We start from the raw sequence: 1,223 nt of genomic DNA, 5'->3' as shown, positions 1-1,223 counted from the left end.
GAACCGCGCGCGCTCGACGACCTGCTCGGCATTCGCGAGCTCCTCTCCCCCGCGGAGTGCGCGATCCTCGCGGAGACCCGGGCCGCCTTCGACGCGGAGATCCGGCCCCTGGTCGCCGAGCACTGGCGCGCGGGCACCTTTCCGAGCGAGCTGCCCGCGATCCTCGCCCGGCTCGGCGTGCTCGGCGCACCCGCCGCGGGCCGGAGCAGCCTGCTCCGCGGGCTCCTGCACGCGGAGCTGGCCCGCGTGGACGCCTCCTGCTCCACCTTCCTCGGGGTGCACGGCGAACTCTGCCTGAGCGCCGTCGAGCGATACGGCTCCCCGGAGGCCCAGGCGGCGCTGCTCCCCGGGCTGCGCGAGCTCAGCCTGGTCGGCGCGTTCGCGCTCACCGAGCCAGAGCACGGCTCGGACATCTCACGCGCGATGGGCGCCGCGGCCGTCCGCGACGGCGATGACTGGGTGTTGCACGGCGTCAAGCGCTGGATCGGCAACGGCACGATCGCGGATGTCGTGCTCGTGTGGGCCCGCGATCAGGCGGACGGCTCCGTGCTCGGGTTCCTCGTCCCCGGCGATGCGGCGGGGCTCAGCCGGACCCTCATCGAGGACAAGATCTCCCTGCGCATCGTCCAGAACGCGGACCTCGTGCTGGACGGGGTGCGCGTTCCGGAGTCCCGGCGGCTCCCCGGCGTGCGCGGCTTCGGCGACGTGGCCGAACTCCTGACCGCCTCCCGTGTCTGGGTGGCCTGGCAAACGCTCGGCCTGCAACTCGCCGCCTACGATCACGCGCTCCGGTACGCCCGCGAGCGGAGCCAGTTCGGCCAGCCCATCGGCGGCTTCCAGCTCGTGCAGCAGAAGCTCGTGCGCATCCTCGAAAACGTGACCGCGAGCCTCGCGGTGCTCGCGCAGCTCGCCCGACTCCAGGACGAGGGCCGGGTACGCTCGGAGCAGGCAGCGCTCGCGAAAGCCTCGGGAAGCGCCCGGATGCGCGAGAGCGTCGCGCTCGCCCGGGAGCTGTTCGGCGGCAACGGGATCGTGCAGGAGTCCGGCATTGCCCGCGTCTTCGCGGACGCCGAGGCGCTCTACACCTACGAGGGCTCCCACGACATCAATACGCTCCTCGTGGGGCGGGCGATCACCGGAATCTCGGCGTTCTAAGCGGCGCTCAGGCGGCCACGGGCACGGCCCTCGCGGGGCGGCCGGGTGCCGGCGACGCGGCCGGGAAC

Annotated in this window: 1 protein-coding gene; it reads left to right on the top strand. The window is 73.3% G+C overall.

Going from position 1 to position 1,223, the window contains the following annotated elements; translation table 11 throughout:
* Positions 1-1,155 (top strand): acyl-CoA dehydrogenase family protein (locus OOT08_RS14725; RefSeq protein WP_325093541.1); only part of this gene is annotated, 1,155 nt, incomplete at its 5' end.
* Positions 1,156-1,223 lie beyond the last annotated feature (68 nt).

It is taken from the genome of Leucobacter sp. M11 (assembly GCF_035726885.1).
Classification (GTDB): domain Bacteria; phylum Actinomycetota; class Actinomycetes; order Actinomycetales; family Microbacteriaceae; genus JAPFRB01.
The sequence above is the reverse complement of the archived record's forward strand: the minus strand, read 5'-3'. Positions and strand labels throughout refer to the sequence as shown.